The organism is Enterobacter cloacae complex sp. S3 (assembly GCF_014930495.1).
Lineage (GTDB): Bacteria > Pseudomonadota > Gammaproteobacteria > Enterobacterales > Enterobacteriaceae > Enterobacter > Enterobacter asburiae_B.
Genome location: NZ_JADBRD010000070.1, coordinates 1 through 685 on the forward strand (window position 1 = coordinate 1; position 685 = coordinate 685).

Sequence of the window (685 nt, forward strand, 5' to 3'; positions counted from 1 at the left end):
CGCTAACTTTGCAACAGTGCCTTCATTTTCATTTCAGCCCACATTTTCCGATCGGCAATGGTGGCTGACAGCCCCCTGGTATTCACGTCGCGGAAAAAAGAGCCAACGGTTGGTTTATTGAAATTGTAGTAATCCGACTGTTTTTTTAATTTTTTCAGCAGGCTGTGAGGATTTTCATCGGTCCAGTCAGACAACATGACCACGTGCTCACGATCGTAAGCAAACGGTTCTGGCTCCCTGGCATCGATGATAATGGCACCGTATACCCCCTCCTGTTCCTGCAGACCGGAATGGCTGTGGTACCAGTAAGTCCCGTTCTGCTTAACCTTAAAGGTGTAAACGTAGGTATCATCAGGCTCTATGCCCATAAAACTCAGCCCCGGAACACCATCCATATTGGCCGGAAGAATAATGCCGTGCCAGTGAATGGACGTCTGTTCATTAAGACGGTTTTTGACCTTCAGGGTAATGGTGTCACCTTCTTTCCAGCGAAGAACGGGCCCCGGCAGGCCTCCATTGATTGTTTTGGCCTGACGCTCACTGCCCGTGATATTGACGGCCGTTTCACCAATGGTCAGGTCAAACTGAGTACCCTGCAGGGATGCGGCAACTGGCAGGCTCAGACTGGAACGCGCATTGAAACTCCATACGCCAAGACTTCCGGCGGCACTGTTGCAAAGTTAGC

The 685-nt window shown here is 50.5% G+C and carries 1 pseudogene; it reads right to left on the minus strand.

The features are described from left to right. Positions 1-23: 23 nt before the first annotated feature. Positions 24-674 (minus strand): annotated as a pseudogene (pcoA, locus tag IM317_RS23030) (multicopper oxidase PcoA); the annotation flags it as partial. Positions 675-685 lie beyond the last annotated feature (11 nt).